General features: G+C 64.7%; 12 protein-coding genes. 6 read left to right on the top strand and 6 right to left on the bottom strand.

Annotated elements, in window-relative coordinates:
- The first annotated feature begins 106 nt into the window (after positions 1-106).
- Entirely contained in the window at positions 107-298 is a 192-nt protein-coding gene (locus tag BEN49_RS25235) for a hypothetical protein (protein WP_317040383.1), read from the top strand.
- A 78-nt stretch (positions 299-376) separates the two neighbouring features.
- Here BEN49_RS25235 and BEN49_RS02470 read toward each other — a convergent pair whose 3' ends face one another.
- From BEN49_RS02470 to BEN49_RS02460, 3 genes are all read right to left on the bottom strand, one after another.
- A complete protein-coding gene (locus BEN49_RS02470; RefSeq protein WP_068234160.1) occupies positions 377-703 on the bottom strand; it encodes a HesB/IscA family protein in 327 nt (108 codons plus the stop codon).
- Between the two features lie 161 nt (positions 704-864).
- On the bottom strand, positions 865-1,275 hold the full coding sequence (iscU, locus tag BEN49_RS02465; RefSeq protein WP_035561862.1) for a Fe-S cluster assembly scaffold IscU: 411 nt from the start codon (positions 1,273-1,275) through the stop codon (positions 865-867).
- A 75-nt stretch (positions 1,276-1,350) separates the two neighbouring features.
- Positions 1,351-2,565: an IscS subfamily cysteine desulfurase gene (locus BEN49_RS02460; protein WP_070740282.1), complete on the bottom strand. Its 1,215-nt coding sequence runs from the start codon at positions 2,563-2,565 to the stop codon at positions 1,351-1,353.
- 137 nt (positions 2,566-2,702) lie between these two features.
- Here BEN49_RS02460 and mce point away from each other — a divergent pair, with 137 nt between their 5' ends.
- From mce to BEN49_RS02445, 3 genes are all read left to right on the top strand, one after another.
- Entirely contained in the window at positions 2,703-3,122 is a 420-nt protein-coding gene (mce, locus tag BEN49_RS02455; protein ID WP_070740279.1) for a methylmalonyl-CoA epimerase, read from the top strand.
- Positions 3,123-3,246: 124 nt separating this feature from the next.
- Positions 3,247-3,819 (top strand): L-threonylcarbamoyladenylate synthase, encoded by a 573-nt coding sequence (locus BEN49_RS02450; protein ID WP_070740277.1) that lies wholly within the window; start codon positions 3,247-3,249, stop codon positions 3,817-3,819.
- A gap of 68 nt (positions 3,820-3,887) precedes the next feature.
- Positions 3,888-5,327 carry a CCA tRNA nucleotidyltransferase gene (locus BEN49_RS02445; RefSeq protein ID WP_070740285.1) on the top strand — a complete coding sequence of 480 codons (1,440 nt, stop codon included), beginning with the start codon at positions 3,888-3,890 and terminating at the stop codon, positions 5,325-5,327.
- Positions 5,328-5,454: 127 nt separating this feature from the next.
- On the opposite strand, the gene BEN49_RS02440 is transcribed toward BEN49_RS02445, so the two are convergent.
- Together BEN49_RS02440 and BEN49_RS02435 are read right to left on the bottom strand one after the other, a co-directional pair.
- Entirely contained in the window at positions 5,455-8,172 is a 2,718-nt protein-coding gene (locus BEN49_RS02440) for a PspC domain-containing protein (RefSeq protein ID WP_070740274.1), read from the bottom strand.
- Between the two features lie 64 nt (positions 8,173-8,236).
- Positions 8,237-8,584: a PadR family transcriptional regulator gene (locus tag BEN49_RS02435; protein ID WP_070740271.1), complete on the bottom strand. Its 348-nt coding sequence runs from the start codon at positions 8,582-8,584 to the stop codon at positions 8,237-8,239.
- Between the two features lie 303 nt (positions 8,585-8,887).
- Between BEN49_RS02435 and BEN49_RS02430 the strand changes: the two genes are divergently transcribed.
- Both BEN49_RS02430 and porU2 read left to right on the top strand, forming a co-directional pair.
- Complete coding sequence (locus BEN49_RS02430; protein ID WP_070740268.1) at positions 8,888-10,000, top strand: putative type IX sorting system protein PorV2; 1,113 nt, start codon at positions 8,888-8,890, stop codon at positions 9,998-10,000.
- Between the two features lie 85 nt (positions 10,001-10,085).
- The gene (gene porU2 / locus BEN49_RS02425; RefSeq protein ID WP_158022728.1) at positions 10,086-14,699 is read left to right on the top strand and encodes a putative type IX secretion system sortase PorU2; all 4,614 of its coding nucleotides are present in this window, start codon (positions 10,086-10,088) and stop codon (positions 14,697-14,699) included.
- Positions 14,700-14,913: 214 nt separating this feature from the next.
- Here the strand turns inward: porU2 and BEN49_RS02420 are convergent, their stop codons facing one another.
- Entirely contained in the window at positions 14,914-15,321 is a 408-nt protein-coding gene (locus BEN49_RS02420; protein ID WP_070740262.1) for a GNAT family N-acetyltransferase, read from the bottom strand.
- Positions 15,322-15,457 lie beyond the last annotated feature (136 nt).

Raw genomic sequence — 15,457 nt, 5'->3', positions numbered from 1 at the left:
CGTGATGTCGATGAGGTCCTTGGCCTTGAGGCCGCGCTCGGCCATGTCCTCCTTGTTCATGAATAGCACGCGCCGCTCGCCATGCACGCCGCGGTAGCGTCACTACCTGCTGCCGGGCAACCTGGAGCGCCTGCGCCAGCGCAACGTGAAAGCCAAGCGCAACCTGGCCCTGCGCGAGTTTTCGCTGGGCGTAGAAGGGCTGGAGCGCTTCGTGGCCGGGCAGCCCCTGCGCCGCGTGCACCAGTGCGTCTTCGGCGTGCTGGCCCTGGAAAGCGAGGCCGTGGACCCGCGGCTGTAAAAAAAATTGGACAAATAAAACAAGTAGGGGCGTGCGCATTGCACGGGGCCCCTATCTTATTTGTGTGGGTAATACAGGTTACACCGAGAAGCTCTCGCCGCAGCCGCACGAGCGGGAGGCGTTGGGGTTGTTGAACTGGAAGCCTTTGCCGTTCAAGCCGTCCGAGAAATCTAGCTCGGTGCCGGCCAGGTACAGGAAGCTTTTCATGTCCACCACTACGCGCACGCCTTTGTCTTCGAACTCCTGGTCCATCGGCCGCACCTCGTTGTCGAAGTCCAGCTTATAGCTCAGGCCCGAGCAGCCGCCGCCAGCCACCGACGCCCGCAGGCGGTACGTGGCGTCCAGCTCCGAATCGTGCATCAGGCGCTCAACTTTCTCCTTGGCTTTGTCGGATACGGTAATCATGGCAAGTGTCGGTTATGCGGTTCAAATGCCCGGCCGGAGCCGGAGCGGTAATTTCATAACAAAGATAAGGCGAAGAAGGATTCTAAATAAGGCAAAAAAAGTGGGGCCCCGCAGCAGCCCGGCGTTAGCCAGGGCGCCGCGCCCCACTTTTTTACTAGAACCTAGTGGTGGGCCAGCTCGAGGGCGGGCAGGCCATTCTTCACGCGGTAGTCCGAAATGGCCGATTTGATGGCGTCTTCGGCCAGCACCGAGCAGTGAATTTTCACCGGCGGCAGGGCCAGCTCTTCCACAATCTCCATGTTGTCGATGGCCAGGGCCTCGTCAACTGTTTTGCCTTTCAGCCACTCCGTGGCCAGCGACGACGACGCAATGGCCGAGCCGCAGCCGAAGGTTTTGAATTTGGCGTCGGTGATGGTGTTGGTGGCTTCGTCCACCTCGATTTGCAGGCGCATTACGTCGCCGCACTCGGGGGCCCCCACCAAGCCGGTGCCCACGTTTTTCTTGCTTTTGTCCAGCGTGCCCACGTTGCGGGGGTTGCTGTAATGGTCGATTACTTTATCGGAGTAGGCCATGGTATTGAAGGGATATTAGTGTAAAAAATAAGCGCGGGCAACGCGTGGCCGGGGCGCAGGGCCCCGGCCAATAAATCAATGTTCAGCCCACTCAATTTTGCTGAGGTCGATGCCTTCCTTGTGCATTTCCCACAGGGGCGACATTTCGCGGAGCTTGGTGACGGCTTCTTTTACGTGGTTGATGGCGTAGTCGATTTGCTCGTCGGTGGTGAAGCGGCTCAGGCCGAAGCGCAGCGAGGAGTGCGCCAGGTCGTCGCTCAGGCCCAGGGCCTTGAGCACGTAGCTGGGTTCGAGCGAAGCCGAGGTGCAGGCCGAACCCGACGATACGGCCAGGTCCTTCACGCCCATCATCAGGCCTTCGCCTTCCACGTACTTGAAGCTGATGTTGGCCACGTGCGGCAGGCGGCTTTCCACCGAGCCGTTCACGTAGGTTTCTTCCATCGTCATCAACTCGGTTTGCAGGCGGTCGCGCATCACGCTGAGGCGGGCGGCGTCGGCGGCCATTTCCTGGCGAGCCAATTCACAGGCCTTGCCCATGCCCACAATGCCGGGCACGTTGAGGGTGCCCGAACGCATGCCGCGCTCGTGGCCACCGCCGTCCATCTGGGCGGTCACTTTCACACGCGGGTTTTTGCGGCGCACGTACAGGGCCCCAATGCCCTTGGGGCCGTACATTTTGTGGGCCGTGAAGGCCATGATGTCGATGCCGTCGGCGTTCACGTCCACCGGAATCTTACCCACAGCCTGGGTGCCGTCGGTCATGAATAGGGCCCCGTGCTTGTGGGCGATGGCGGCAATTTCGCGGATGGGCTGGATGGTGCCCGTCTCGTTGTTGCCGTACATGATGGTCACCAGAATCGTCTCGGGCGTCATGGCCGCCTCCAGGTCCTCCAGGCTGATGAGGCCCAGCTCGTCTACGGGCAGGTAGGTTACGCGGCCGCCGATCTTCTCGAGGTGTTTGCACGTGTCCAGCACGGCCTTGTGCTCGGTGGTGGTCGTGATGACGTGGTTGCCCTTCTGGGCATACATCTCAAACACGCCCTTGATGCCCAGGTTGTCGCCCTCGGTGGCGCCGCTGGTGAAGATAATCTCTTTCGAATCGCAGCCGATGAGCTGGGCGATTTGGGTCCGGGCGTAGTCCACGCCTTCCTCGGCGGCCCACCCGAAGGGGTGGTTGCGCGAAGCGGCGTTGCCGAACACATCGGTCAGGTAGGGCATCATCGCCTCCAGCACCCGCGGGTCGAGGGGCGTGGTGGCGTTGTTGTCGAGGTAAATAGGGAGCTTAAGCATTGCGCAAGAGCGGTTGTTGGCAGGGGAAGGGCTGGCGGTGGGCCAGCCAGTCATAGAACACCGTTTCAAGATAAACGGTTTTCTTTGGCCCCACAAAAATAGGGACATTCCTACTATATAACACCCCGGGCCTTTTCATGCTCACCAACCTCGAACACCTCGGCCTGGCCGTACCCGATTTGGCCGCCGCCACGGCCCTCTACACCAAGCTGCTGGGCACGGGGCCCTACAAAACGGAGCACGTGGCCAGCGAGGCCGTCGATACGGTGTTTTTCCAGGTAGGCGGCTCCAAAATTGAGCTGCTGGCCGGCACCAGTCCCGACAGCGCCATCACCAAGTTCCTGGAGAAGAAGCCCGCTGGCATCCACCACGTGGCCTTTGAGGTGGACGACATCGAGGCCGAAATGGCCCGCCTGCGCGCCGAAGGCTTCGTGCTGCTCAGCGAGGCCCCCAAGCGCGGCGCCGACAACAAGCTCGTGTGCTTCGTGCACCCCAAAAGCGCCGGCGGCGTACTGGTGGAACTCTGCCAAACCATAATCACAGATTGTGCAGATTAGCGCTGATTTCACGGATTTGAACAGTGAAGCTCATTGATCAAATCATTAATAAGTCCGTCTGCTAACGGCTGAGGCCCGTTGTTTGAAAATTGAATCAGCGCTAATCTGCATAATCTGCGATCCTATGAAGTTTTTCCAGCAAGAAGTAGACGCCGCCGTGGATGCGCTGTTGCTCCAGCAAATCATCCTATACCCTACCGACACCGTGTGGGGCCTGGGCTGCGACGCCGAAGTGCCACCCGCCGTCGAGAAATTGTACAAACTAAAGGGCCGCGAAGCCGGCAAGCCCAGCATCGTGCTAGTGGCCGACCTGGCCATGCTGGCCCGTTACACCACCCAAGTACCGGCCGAGCTGGAAGCCGCCCTGGCTGCCCAAACCCGGCCCACGACCTATATCCTGCCCGCCAGCCGCGCCGTAGCCCCCAACCTGGTGGGCCCCGATGGCACCGTGGGCCTGCGCATTGTGCAGGATGAGTTTTGCTTCAAAGTGGTGCGCCGCCTGGGCCACGGCCTGGTGTCCACGTCGGCCAACAAGCCCGGCGCGCCGGCCCCCGCCGTATACGGCGAAATTGACCCCATCATTCTGCGCGGCGCCGACCACGTAGCGAACTGGCGGCGCGACGACGCGACCCGGGTGGCCCCGTCGCGGGTGGTGCGCCTGGGGCCCGGCGGGGCCCTGGAAGTGGTGCGCGAATAGCGGCGGTGCAGGTGCGGCAGGTGCCGGGCGTTGGGCCGGATACGGCCGGCTTGCCGACCTTTGCGCCCATGAACACGCCTCAGCTACCCGAGTTGCCCATCTTTCGCACCATTGCCGACGCGGCCGGGGCCCTCGGCCAGCCGGCCTACGTCATCGGCGGCTACGTGCGCGACCTGGCCCTGGGCCGCGCCAGCAAAGACATCGACGTGGTGACCGTGGGCGACGGCATTGCCCTGGCCCAGGAGGTGGGCCGCCGCCTGCCGGGCCGCGGCAAAGTCACGGTGTTCAAGAACTTTGGCACCGCCATGCTGCCCACCCAGGAGGCCGGCGAAATCGAGTTTGTGGGGGCCCGGAAGGAGAGCTACCGCGCCGAAAGCCGCAAGCCCGAGGTGGAAACCGGCACGCTGGAGGACGACCTGGCCCGGCGCGACTTCACCATCAACGCGCTGGGCCTGAGCCTGAACCCGGCCGACTTTGGGGCCCTGGTGGACCGCTACGGCGGGATGCAGGACCTGAGCACGCAAACCATCCGCACGCCGCTGGGGCCCGACGTGACGTTTTCCGACGACCCGCTGCGGATGATGCGCGCCGTGCGCTTTGCCTCGCAGCTGGGCTTCGACATTGAGCCCGATACCTACGACGCCATTGTGCGCAATAAGGAGCGGATCAAGATTGTGTCGCAGGAGCGGATTACCACCGAGCTGAACAAAATCATCGAGTCGCCGCTGCCCAGCTATGGGTTTAAACTGCTGTTCCAGACTGGGTTGCTACACCTCATCTTCCCGAAGATGGCGCAGCTCTACGGGGTGGAGAAAGTGGGCAAACACGCCCACAAAGACAATTTTTACCACACGCTGCAAGTGCTCGACAACGTGGCGGCGGCCGGCGGCGACCTGTGGCTGCGCTGGGCCGCCGTGCTGCACGACATCGCCAAGCCCGCCACCAAGCGCTACTTCCCGGCCCAGGGCTGGACGTTCCACGGCCACGAGGACAAGGGGGCCCGGTGGGTGCCGGGCATTTTTGCCGAGCTGAAGCTGCCCCAGGGCGAGGAAATGCGCATGGTGCAGAAGCTCGTGCGCCTGCACTTGCGCCCCATCGCGCTAGTGAAGGAAACCGTGACGGCCGCCGCCGTGCGCCGCCTGCTCTTCGAGGCTGGCGACGACATTGACCGGCTGATGCTGCTGTGCCGGGCCGATATCACGAGCAAGGACCACGAGCGCAAGGCCCGCTACCTGCGCAACTTCACGGAGGTGGAGGAGAAGCTGAAAGAGGTGGAAGCCCAGGACCACTTGCGCAACTTCAAGCCCGTCATTACCGGCGAAATCATCATGGAAGCCTTCGGCCTTAAGCCGTCGAAGGACGTGGGCGAGCTGAAAAACGCCGTGCTCGAAGCCATCCTGGAGGGCACCATTAAAAACGAAATGGCCGAAGCCTGGGCCTTCCTGTTGCAGCAGGGGGCGGCCCGGGGGCTTCGGCCGGAAGGAACCTCATTTCACTCACCAGTCTGAGGCGTCCTTCCTTTTGGGTAGGTTTCGTGGGGCAATAGATGCGGCCAGTGGGGGCGGGGTTGCCCGCTTTAGGGCCCCGGCGCGATAAAATTTCGCCGGGGCCCTGCTGGTCCTTTGTTCAGTGGGCCTAGATCCTGTGAAAGCTGGAGCCGCCGATGGCGTTCACCTTCACGCTTTTGGGCTTGCCGCTGTAGGCCACGTCGCTGCCGCCCACGGCCTCGCCCTTCAGGGCTTCGCTCACGTTGAGGCGGGCTTTGCAGCCGCCGACCAGGTTCACCTTGGCGGTGCGGGTTTGGAGGTTGGCCCCGGCCAGCTCGGCGGCCCCGGCGGCGTCGAAGGCGAGGTCGTCGGCGTGGCCGGTGGCGGTGGTGCGGCAGGGCCCGGCCAGCGACAGCTTCAGGGTGCCGTAGTTGCCGTTGAGGCGCAGGTGGCTTACGCCGGCCTGCTGCACTTGCAGGCGGTCCTGGCGGTCAAAGCCGCCGAGGTCGGCCTCGATGGCGCCGGCCAGTTCCAGGCTTTCCAAGGCCGGCAGCTCGATGCGGATGAGCACTTTCTGCTGGTCGTGCTCCCCGTTGTTGCCGAAAATCGAAGTATCGCGGGGTTTGATTTCCAAGGTGTTGCCGTCGCGCGACACCCGCAGGTCATTCAGCTCGTCCTGGTCGCCGCCGGCCTCAATTTTGAAGGCGTTGCCGTGGCGCACCACCACGCGGTAGCCACCCACCACGTTCACCCGGTTGAAGTCGGTTTCGCTGAAGTTGCGGCGGCCGCTGCCGTAGCTGCCCAGGTCGGTGTCGAAGCTGGGGGCCCCGCTCAGGCTGAGGTTGCTGTTATCGTCGTTGTCGTCGTTGCTGTCGTCACTATCGTCGGCGCTGCTGTTGTCGCTGCGGTCGTTGTTGTCCTCATCGTTGCTCGATGCCGTGGGGCAGTCGAGGCACTGGAAGCGGCCGTTGCGCAGCAGGCGGGCCCGGTACGAGTCGCTGCCATCGGGCCGGCGGTTGCCCTGGAAGTCGTCGTCGTCGAGGCGGTCCACAAACTCTTTGGTCAGGCGGTAGCTTTTATCGAGCGGCAGGTGCAGCGTCAGCGTCACCTTTTGGCCGCGCAGGGGCGCGTCGTTGGTCAGCGTAAAGCCGCGGTCCAGTGTCAGTACCGAATCCTGCTGGGTGAAGTTGTAGTGTACCGAGGAAGTGGCCATCTGGCGGGCGGCGGCGGCCGAAGCGCCCCGGGCCCGCACTTCCTGCTCGATGAACGGCGTCCGGCCACTGTCGGCGGGCGCAATGTTCACGTCGATGCTTTCAAAAAATTCATCGTCGTCGCCGTTGTCGCCGTGGCGCACAGCTAGTACCATGCTGCGGCCGGGTACCGGGGCCAGCGGGCGGGTCGTCGTCACGCTGCCCCGGGTACGGAACTCGCGGGCCAGCTGGCCCCCGGCCACCGCTGTGCCGGCCACGCCTACCAGCCACAGGCCCAGTAGCGAGAGGGCCCCCAGGCGCCCCAGCACCGAGCGGCGTAGGATGAGCCGCAGCCCCAGCAGCACCAGCGCCAGCACCGGAATGCCCAGCGCCAGCAGCGCCACCCCGGCCGCCCAGGGCTGCACGTTATGTAGCACTGCGGCAAAGCCCTGGGCGCTGCCGCCATCATCGAAGCGAAAGGCCTCGCCCTTGTTGCCCAGCGACGCCGACGGCAGCAGGCCCACCACTACGCCCAGCGTGGTGAACAAGCCAAAGAGCATGCTGCCGCCCGTGAAGATGAGCAGGGCCCCCACGCCCCACCGAATGAGGGTGCCAAGGAAGCTCACGGCCGGCCGGGCCCCGCGGGCCGCACCTTCCAGAAACGCGCCCACCGGGCGGTTGGGGGCGGTGGCCACGGGGTTGCCGTCGGCGTCGAGCACTGTGGCGCGTAGGTTGTTGTCGATGCCCGAGAGGGTCACGCCCTCGCCGCGCATCTGCATTTTTTCCGACACCGTTTTGGCTTCCGGGGCCACCACCCAGAGGATGAGGTAGAGCACAAGTGTGAAGCCGCCCGCAAACAGGCCCGCTATCAGCAGCACCCGCACCAGCGTCACGTCCAGGTTGAGGTAGTAGGCCAGGCCGGCGGCCACGCCCCCGATTTTACCTGTGTCGGTGTCGCGGAACAAGCGGCGGCCGGCCAGGGGCCCCGAGCCGGGCGCAATGTCGTCGGGGTTGGGGGCGTCGTAGTTCTTGGGCAGCAGCACCCACAGCACGATGTAGACCAGCACGGCGAAGCCCGAGAGGTTCACCGGGTTGTCGAAATCAAACGTGTGGCCGATGCGCAAAAACGGCTTGAACAGCACCAACGCCACGAAGATCAGGCGAATCCACAGCGGGTTCACGGCGAAGTACTGGGCCAGGCCGGCAGCTACGCCCGCCACCTTGCGGTGCGCCATGTCGCGGAACAGGCGCTTGGGGGCCCCATTGGCCGCCGCGCTGCCGGGGCCAGCGGGGCCCTGGGGCCCAAACGGGCCCTTGGGGCCGAAGGGCCCGCCGGTGCCAAAAGTGCCGTCGGGGCCGAAGGCGCCGCCGGTGGGGGGGCCGGCCGTTTCGGTGTCGTCGTCCTCGTCCAGGTCGGAGGCGAAGTCGCTCACCCGGCCCATTTTGGCCGTCATGGCCTCCACGTCTTCTAGGGTGATGACCTGCTTGGCGGCCGAGAGGCGGGCGCTGAATATTTCGGCGATGCGGCCCTCGATGTCGGCCACAATGTCCTGGTGGCCGCGGAAGCTGGCGAAGTGGGCTTTCACTTCGGCCAGGTAGCGGCCGAGCACTTCGTAGCCGTCTTCTTCGATGTGGAAGATGAGGCCCTGCAAGTTGATGCTGATGTTCTTTTTCATGCGAAAGAAGGCCGAACGAGGCCGGTTGAAGTCGGGTGAGTGAAAGGCAAAAAGGCGGGCCGCATCAGCGGGTGTCGCCGGGCGGCCGGCCCAGGCGGATGATGCCCACGGACTGGGCCATTTCCTCCCACGTGTCGCGCAGTTCCTGCAGAAACTGCGCCCCGGCCGGGGTGAGGATGTAGTACTTGCGGGGCGGGCCGCTGGTGCTCTCTTTCCAGGTATAGTCGAGCAGGGCCGCGTTTTTGAGGCGGGTGAGCAGCGGGTAGAGCGTGCCCTCCACCACAATCATGCGGGCCGCCGTCAGCTCCTCCAGCATGTCGGAGGCGTAGGCCTCGCCGCGGGCGATGATTTCCAGGATGCAGAACTCCAGGATGCCTTTGCGCATCTGCACCTGGGTATTTTCAAGTTTCATGGGCGATGAGAAGGCTAGTGGGTGATGAACAGTACAAATGTATGGTAGGTACTTTGTTTTGCAAGGTACTGTTGCAAAATAATATGGTGCTTTTTCTAGATTGAATTGCAAAAGGCCCCTGGTGAATGATTTAGGCCCTTTTCGCGCCAAAAATATTTTTGTGGCCGCAACCGCGCTGGGGCCCCGTCGGGGCCAATTGCACTGCCCCCCGCCGATTCTTGTCTGATTCCGGGGCCCGTTCCGCACTAGAATGCGGTAACTTGCGTTCCGTCCGCGAGAAAAATCTACCGTTCCTTTATCGATATGACCCAACGCTACGCCGCCGCCCGGCGGTGGGTGGGGGCCCTGGCCCTCGGGGCCCTGGCCCTGCCCGCCGCCGCCCAAAGCACCAACGCGCCCAAGTACAGCAACGACTTCCTGAACGTGGGCGTGGGGGCCCGGTCGTTGGGCATGGGCAAGGTGCAAACGGCCCTGGCCGACGACGCCACCGCCGGCTACTGGAACCCCGCCGGCCTGGCCAACCAAACCCACAAGTACGACGGCGTGCTGATGCACTCCGAGCTGTTTTCGGGCATCGTGAAGAACGACTACGCCGCGTTCTCTATGCCGCTCGACAAGGAAAGCACCGTGGGCGTGAGCATTATGCGCCTGGGCGTGGACAACATCGCCGATACGCGCAACCTCATCAACGAGTACGGCTACATCGATTACAGCCGGATTACCTACTTCTCGGTGGCCGATTACGCCATGCTGTTGTCTTACGCCCGCAAGATTGGGCGGGTGGAGGGCCTGAGCGTGGGGGCCAACGCCAAGCTGATTTACCGCAACGTGGGCAACTACGCCAATGCTTACGGGTTCGGCATCGACCTGGGCGTACAGTACAACCACAAGGGGTGGAAACTGGGGCTATCGGCCCGCGACGTGACCACCACCTTCACTGCCTGGAGCATCAACGCCGGCCAGTACCAGCAGGGCCCCAACAGCGCCGTGGCCAACGGCACCGACCCCGTGCCCGCCAACCGCAACGAAGTCACGCTGCCGCGCCTGGTGCTGGGCGTGGGCCGGCAGTTCAAGCTGCCTCAGCAGTTCACGGCCTTGGTATCGACCGACTTGGAAGTGACCACCGATGGCAAGCGCAACACCCTCATCAGCGGGCCGGTGAGCATCAACCCGCGCGCCGGCGTGGAGCTGGGCTACAAAAACCTGGTTTTTCTGCGCGGGGGCGTTGGCGATTTTCAACAGATTACCGACTTCAGCGGCACCAAGGTGCAGAAGGGCCAGTACAGCCTGGGGGCCGGCGTGGCCATCAGCGGCCTGCGCGTGGACCTGGCCCTCTCGCGCCTCGCGGTGGAGGCCCTAGGCCAAAGCTCCCAAACCAACTCGCTGATTGTGAGCCTGGGCTACGGCTTTAAGTAACCGATTAACCTGTAACCGATTAACCTGCTGCTATATCCTTTCATTATCATCGGCCGGGGCGATGGCCGGGCGCATCCACTACGTTATGAAACAACTTACTACCCGCAAACTGGTGCAATGGGCTGTCTGTGTGTGGCTGCTGCTGCTGAGCGGCGGCGCGGCCCGGGCGCAGTCGGGGCCCTACGGCAATGAGTGGATTGTGCCGGGCCAGGCGTACTACAAAATCAAAATCACCCGCGACGCCCTCTACCGCCTCGACTACGCCTACCTGACCAAGGCTGGCCTCAGCAACGGCCTCGACCCCAGCCGCTTGCAGCTGTGGCGGCGCGGCAAGGAGGTGGCTGTGTACCAGGGCGGGGCCCCCACCACGTTCGACGCCAGCACGTACCTGGAATTCTACGGCCAGCGCAACGACGGCGTACTCGACCGCGACCTCTACCGGGTCAACAGCGACCAGCCCCACCAGCTCTACAGCTTTTATACCGATACGGCCGCGTACTTCCTCACCTACCCGGGCCCCACGGGCCCCCTAGGCCGGCGCATGGCCGAGTCGCAGTCGGCCGGCGGGGGCGCGCCGAGTGCGTGGTGGCTGTTTGCCCCGGCCCAGGCCATCACTATTGCTTACGTGGAAGACCCCGTGGGGCCCGATCAGGTCACGTTCCTGCCCTGGCTGGGGTCGAGCGAGGGCTTCCGCTCCAGTACCACCCCGGGAGGGGGCAACAGCAACGGCATTTTCGATGGCGTGGTGGGCGGGTTGCGCGCCGTGCCGGGCACGGGCCCCGCGCCGGCCCCCACCATTGAGGTGGGGCTGGGTGGTGGCACGCTGGTGCCGCACTCCACCCAGGTATTGGTGGCCAACCCCACCAACCCCACCGTATTCCGCTCACTGGGCACCGTTACTTATAATAACTACGACAATGTGACGCGCCGTTTCACACTGCTGCGCTCCGACGTGGGGGCCGACGGCACGGTGCGCATCCGGTGCTCGGTGCCCGTTACCACGACCCCCACCGCCACTACCCGCGACGCCTTTCGGGTATCGTTCCTGCGGGCGGTGGTGCCCCAGGCCAGTCGCTGGTTCAAGGGTGGGCCCCAGTTCTTCCGCAGCGACTCCACGCTGAGCGCCCCGGCCACCTTTGAGGTGGACAGCCTGCCGGCCACCGCGCGCGGCTACGACGTGCACGACCCCTGGAACGTGCAGCGCATTGCGCCCGCCGCCGCCCAAGCGCCTGGGGGCCCTGGGCCGCGCCTCGTGTTTCCGAACGCCACCGCCGCGCAGTCGCGCCGCCTGCTGCTAGCCGACGCCGACGCCGCCGAGGTGCCCGCCGCGCCGCGCCGCTTGGTCTTCCGCGCCCTGAACGCCCGGGCCACCTTTACCGTCATCACGCACCCGCAGGTGTACGGCGCCTCCAAGGCCCCGCTGCAATACGCCGCCTACCGGGCCTCGGCCGCCGGCGGGGCCTACGATACGCTGGTGGTGACGGCCCCGCAGCTCTACGACCAGTTCCACTACGGCGAGCGGTCGTGGCTGGCACTGCGCCACTTCAGCCTGTGGCTGGTGGCCGGGGCCCCCGCCAACCCCAACCGCTATATGTTGCTGTTGGGCAAGGGCATCGTGCCCAGCGAATCGGCCTACAGCGGCCGCCTCTTCCGCACCGCCGGCGAAATGGGTTTCGACCTGATTCCCACCAGCTCGCGGGCCGTGTCGGACAACATGATTTCGGCCGATTTCCGGGCCGGCGACTACCGGGCCAAAATCCGCACCGGCCGCCTCACGGTCGTCAACGAGCAGCAGGTGCTCACCTACCTGGCCAAGCTGAAGGAGCACGAGGCATTGGGCCTGGCCCCGTGGCGCAAGAACGTGCTGCACCTGGTATCCGGAATAAACCAAACGGAAGCCGACGACTACCGGGCCATCATGGACCGCAGCAAGGTGCGGGTGGAGCAGCCCCTTTTTGGGGGCACCGTTGTGGCAACCCGCCAGGTAGCCAGCCCGTTGCCCGTGCCCGTCAACATCGCCGCCGAGCTGAATGCTGGCCTTTCGTTCATTACGTACTTTGGCCACGGTTCCAACAACGACTTCCTGCTCGACTTTGGCACGCCCGCCGACGCGGGCAACGGTTATACCAATGCCGGCAAGTACCCGATGCTGTTTCTGAACGGCTGCGCCGGCAACCACACCTTCACCACCGGCTACACCCGCGTCGAGGACTGGCTCTTCAACGTACCCCGCGCCGGGGCCCTGGGCTCGCTCGGCGAGTACGGCTTCAGCTACCCCGACAAGCTCAGCGTGTCGCAGGACCTGATGTACCAGCTGATCCTGAACGACCCGGCGTACTATGGGCAGCCCGTTACGGCTGTGCACGACGAAGTGGTGCGGCGCCTGCAAGCAACGGCATCGTTTAAGGACGATGTGGGCATTGAGCAGCTGCTGGGCACCGGCTGGCAGGGCGACCCCGCCCTCACGCTGTACGCGCCGGCTAAGCCCGATTTTGTAGCTAGCAGCGCGGCCCTGGCCGTGGCCTCCGCCAGCCCGCCCACCGACGTGACGGCGGCCTCGCCCTCGTTTCTGCTGAACATTGGGGTGAGCAACCCCGGCAAGGTGACCCGCGAGCCGGTGGAAATCCGCGTGACCCGCAGCTACGTGGGTACCAGCCGGCCCGACGACGTGTACACGCAGGTGTTCCGCCAGGCGTTCCGGCGCGATACTGTGTACGCCTTTCCCCTCACCAACACGGTGGTGGGCGGCGTGAACGTGTTCGGCAACAACCAATTCACGGTGGAGCTGGACTACCAGAAAAAGGTGGCCGAGCTGGACGAAACCAACAACACGGCCACGCTCAGCTACACCTTTTTGCAGGGCGGCGTGACGGTGCTCAACCCGCCCGAATTTGCCATCGTGCCCACCCGCACGCCCCGCCTGGTGGCCCAAACCAACGACCCCAACGGGGCCCCCCGCCTCTTCAACGTGGAGCTGGACACCACCGCGGCCTTCAACAGCCCACTGGTGCAGCGCACCGACATCACGGCCCCGCTGCTGGTGAGCTGGCGGCCCACGCTGCCCGCCATTGCCGGGCGCGACAGCGTGGTGTGGTACTGGCGCGCCCGCTTTGCGGCCGCCGCCGCGGGCGAGGACGGCCGCTGGGCCACCAGCTCGTTCCGCGTGATTGACGGGGCCAGCGGCTGGTCGCAGAGCCACTACGCCCAGTTGCAGCGCAACACCCTGAACGGCGTGAGCGTGGCGGGCCCCAACGGCCGCTGGACGTTCGACGCCCAAAACACGCGGGCCACCATCACTTCGGCCCGCATTGGCCCGGCGCAGGAGTGGAAAACGCTGCTGCACCAGGTGACGCGCGCCAGCGGTACGAGCAGCTTCCGGCTGCGCCTGCTGGGCACCGACGTGAACGGTGTTGTTAAGGAACTGAACGCTAACGTGCCCTCGTCGCGGTTTTCGCTGGCTGGTATTTCGGCCACCGAGTACCCGTACTTGCAGCTGGAGCTGAGCGTGGACGACCCCAACGGTGTGGCCCCGCAGCTGCGCGAGTGGCTGGTGCTGTACACCGGCGTGCCCGAGGGCATTGTGCGGCGCGACCTGGTGCCGGCCGCCACCTACGCGCCCGCCGCTCTGCTAGCCCAGGCCACCACCAAGCCGGGCAGCCTCGCCTTCCCGGTGCAGTTTGAGAACGTGTCGGCGCTGCCCTTTGGGGCCCCGATGCGGGTGAAAACGGAGGTGTTCGACAGCAATACCAACACCCAGGTGGCGTCGGTGGTCCAGACTGTAACGACTCCCTTGCAGCCCGACGCCATCCTGGTTCAGAACGTGGAAGTGCCCCTGACCGGCAAGTTTGGTAATCTCTCCACGCGGGTGACGTTCAACCCGTTGCCCGTGGCCCCCACCGACCCGAAGGCCTTGCCCGAGCTCACGCACGTCAACAACGAACTGAACCTGGCGCCCTTCCAGGTGGGCAATACCAGCGTGCCGCCGGTGCTCGACGTGGCCTTCGACGGCCGCCACATCCTCAACGGCGAAATCGTGTCGCCGCGCCCCGTGGTCAGCATCCAGCTCACCGACACCGACAAGCTGCGGCCCCTGGCCGACGCTTCGGCCTTTACCGTGTACTTGCAAGCGGGCACCGGCCCGGCCACGGCCGTGAACGTGCTGGGCCCCGACGCCACCTTCCGCGTGGAAACCACCGCCGCCGGCAGCACCGCCTACCTCGACTACAGCCCCGGCCGCACCACCCCGCTGCCCGACGGCACCTACACCCTGCGGGCGCAGGGCCGCAACACGGCCAACCTCAGCGCCGCCGCTCAGGAGTTTCAGGTGAAATTTACGGTCGTGAACGCCTCGCAAATCACCAACGTGTACCCCTACCCGAACCCGGTAACGAGCAAGGCGCGCTTCGTGTTCACGGTGACGGGCCAGGAGCTGCCGCGCAACATGAAGATCCAGATCATGACCCTGACGGGCCGCGTGGTGCGCGAGATTTTCATGGGTGAGCTGGGGGCCCTGCACCTGGGCAACAACCTCACCGACTTCGCCTGGGACGGCACTGACCAGTACGGCGACCGCCTCGCCAACGGCACCTACCTCTACCGCGTCAGCCTCGACGACCCGGAGGGCAAGTTCTCGCAGCGCGCCACCAGCGGCGACCAAGCCTTCAAAAACGACTGGGGCAAGCTGGTGCTGCTGCGCTAAAATGTAGATTTTTAGCTATTTAGATTGGCGTATTTCACCTATAGCGCGGACCCGTACCACCAAGCTGTGCTTGGTCTTGCGCAAGGGCCTACGGGGCGAGATCCCAGGACAAGACCAAGCACAGCTTGTGGTACGGGTCGCCATGCATCGTAGCATCAAACGCAAAAAAGCCGCTCCAAAAGGGCGCTTTTTGCGTTTGACAGGGCCCCCGGCGCTACGGCAAGTCCTTCTGCAACCGCACGTAGGGAATGCCTTCCTTCTCAAAAGCCGGTCCGTCGGGCGCCAGGCCGAACCGCTCGTAGAACGGCAGCGTGGCCAGCCGGGCGCTGCACCAGATGCGCTGGGCCCCTAGCCGGGCCGCCTCCGCCAGCACGTGGCGCAGCAAGGCCGTGCCCAGCCCCTGGCCCTGGCAATCGGGCCGGGTGGCAAACTTGCGGAACTGCGCCAGGGGCCCCGGCAAGAACAACGAAATCACCGCCACCAGCTCCTCGCCCCGGAACGCGCCGAAGTGGTGCCCGATGGGGTCGTCAGGCAAGTGGCAGTAGGCTACGGGCTTATCGGGCCACAGCACTTGGTGGCGCAGCGGGTACGTAGCAGCGAAGGGGATGGGCCGGATGTCCATTTAGGTGCGGGTTGCGGGTGTCAGAGGTTGAGTGGTGATCTGAAACGGGGTGGTCCGGCGAATTGCCCGGAGGGCTTCGTCGGGCCACTCTTGCATTGCCCCGGGGCCGCTGTTTTCTTATAAGAGTGGCCCGAGG

The organism is Hymenobacter coccineus (assembly GCF_001816125.1).
Taxonomy (GTDB): domain Bacteria; phylum Bacteroidota; class Bacteroidia; order Cytophagales; family Hymenobacteraceae; genus Hymenobacter; species Hymenobacter coccineus.
Note: the sequence above shows the minus strand (reverse complement) of the source record. Positions and strands in the feature narration are given on the sequence as shown.

Coding starts and splice junctions, on each gene's coding strand:
- iscU (WP_035561862.1), bottom strand. CDS start 1,275: ATGGCCTACTCCGATAAAGTAATCGACCATTACAGCAACCCCCGCAAC.
- BEN49_RS02470 (WP_068234160.1), bottom strand. CDS start 703: ATGATTACCGTATCCGACAAAGCCAAGGAGAAAGTTGAGCGCCTGATG.
- BEN49_RS02460 (WP_070740282.1), bottom strand. CDS start 2,565: ATGCTTAAGCTCCCTATTTACCTCGACAACAACGCCACCACGCCCCTC.
- BEN49_RS02450 (WP_070740277.1), top strand. CDS start 3,247: ATGAAGTTTTTCCAGCAAGAAGTAGACGCCGCCGTGGATGCGCTGTTG.
- BEN49_RS02440 (WP_070740274.1), bottom strand. CDS start 8,172: ATGAAAAAGAACATCAGCATCAACTTGCAGGGCCTCATCTTCCACATC.
- BEN49_RS02430 (WP_070740268.1), top strand. CDS start 8,888: ATGACCCAACGCTACGCCGCCGCCCGGCGGTGGGTGGGGGCCCTGGCC.
- BEN49_RS02445 (WP_070740285.1), top strand. CDS start 3,888: ATGAACACGCCTCAGCTACCCGAGTTGCCCATCTTTCGCACCATTGCC.
- porU2 (WP_158022728.1), top strand. CDS start 10,086: ATGAAACAACTTACTACCCGCAAACTGGTGCAATGGGCTGTCTGTGTG.
- BEN49_RS02420 (WP_070740262.1), bottom strand. CDS start 15,321: ATGGACATCCGGCCCATCCCCTTCGCTGCTACGTACCCGCTGCGCCAC.
- BEN49_RS02435 (WP_070740271.1), bottom strand. CDS start 8,584: ATGAAACTTGAAAATACCCAGGTGCAGATGCGCAAAGGCATCCTGGAG.
- mce (WP_070740279.1), top strand. CDS start 2,703: ATGCTCACCAACCTCGAACACCTCGGCCTGGCCGTACCCGATTTGGCC.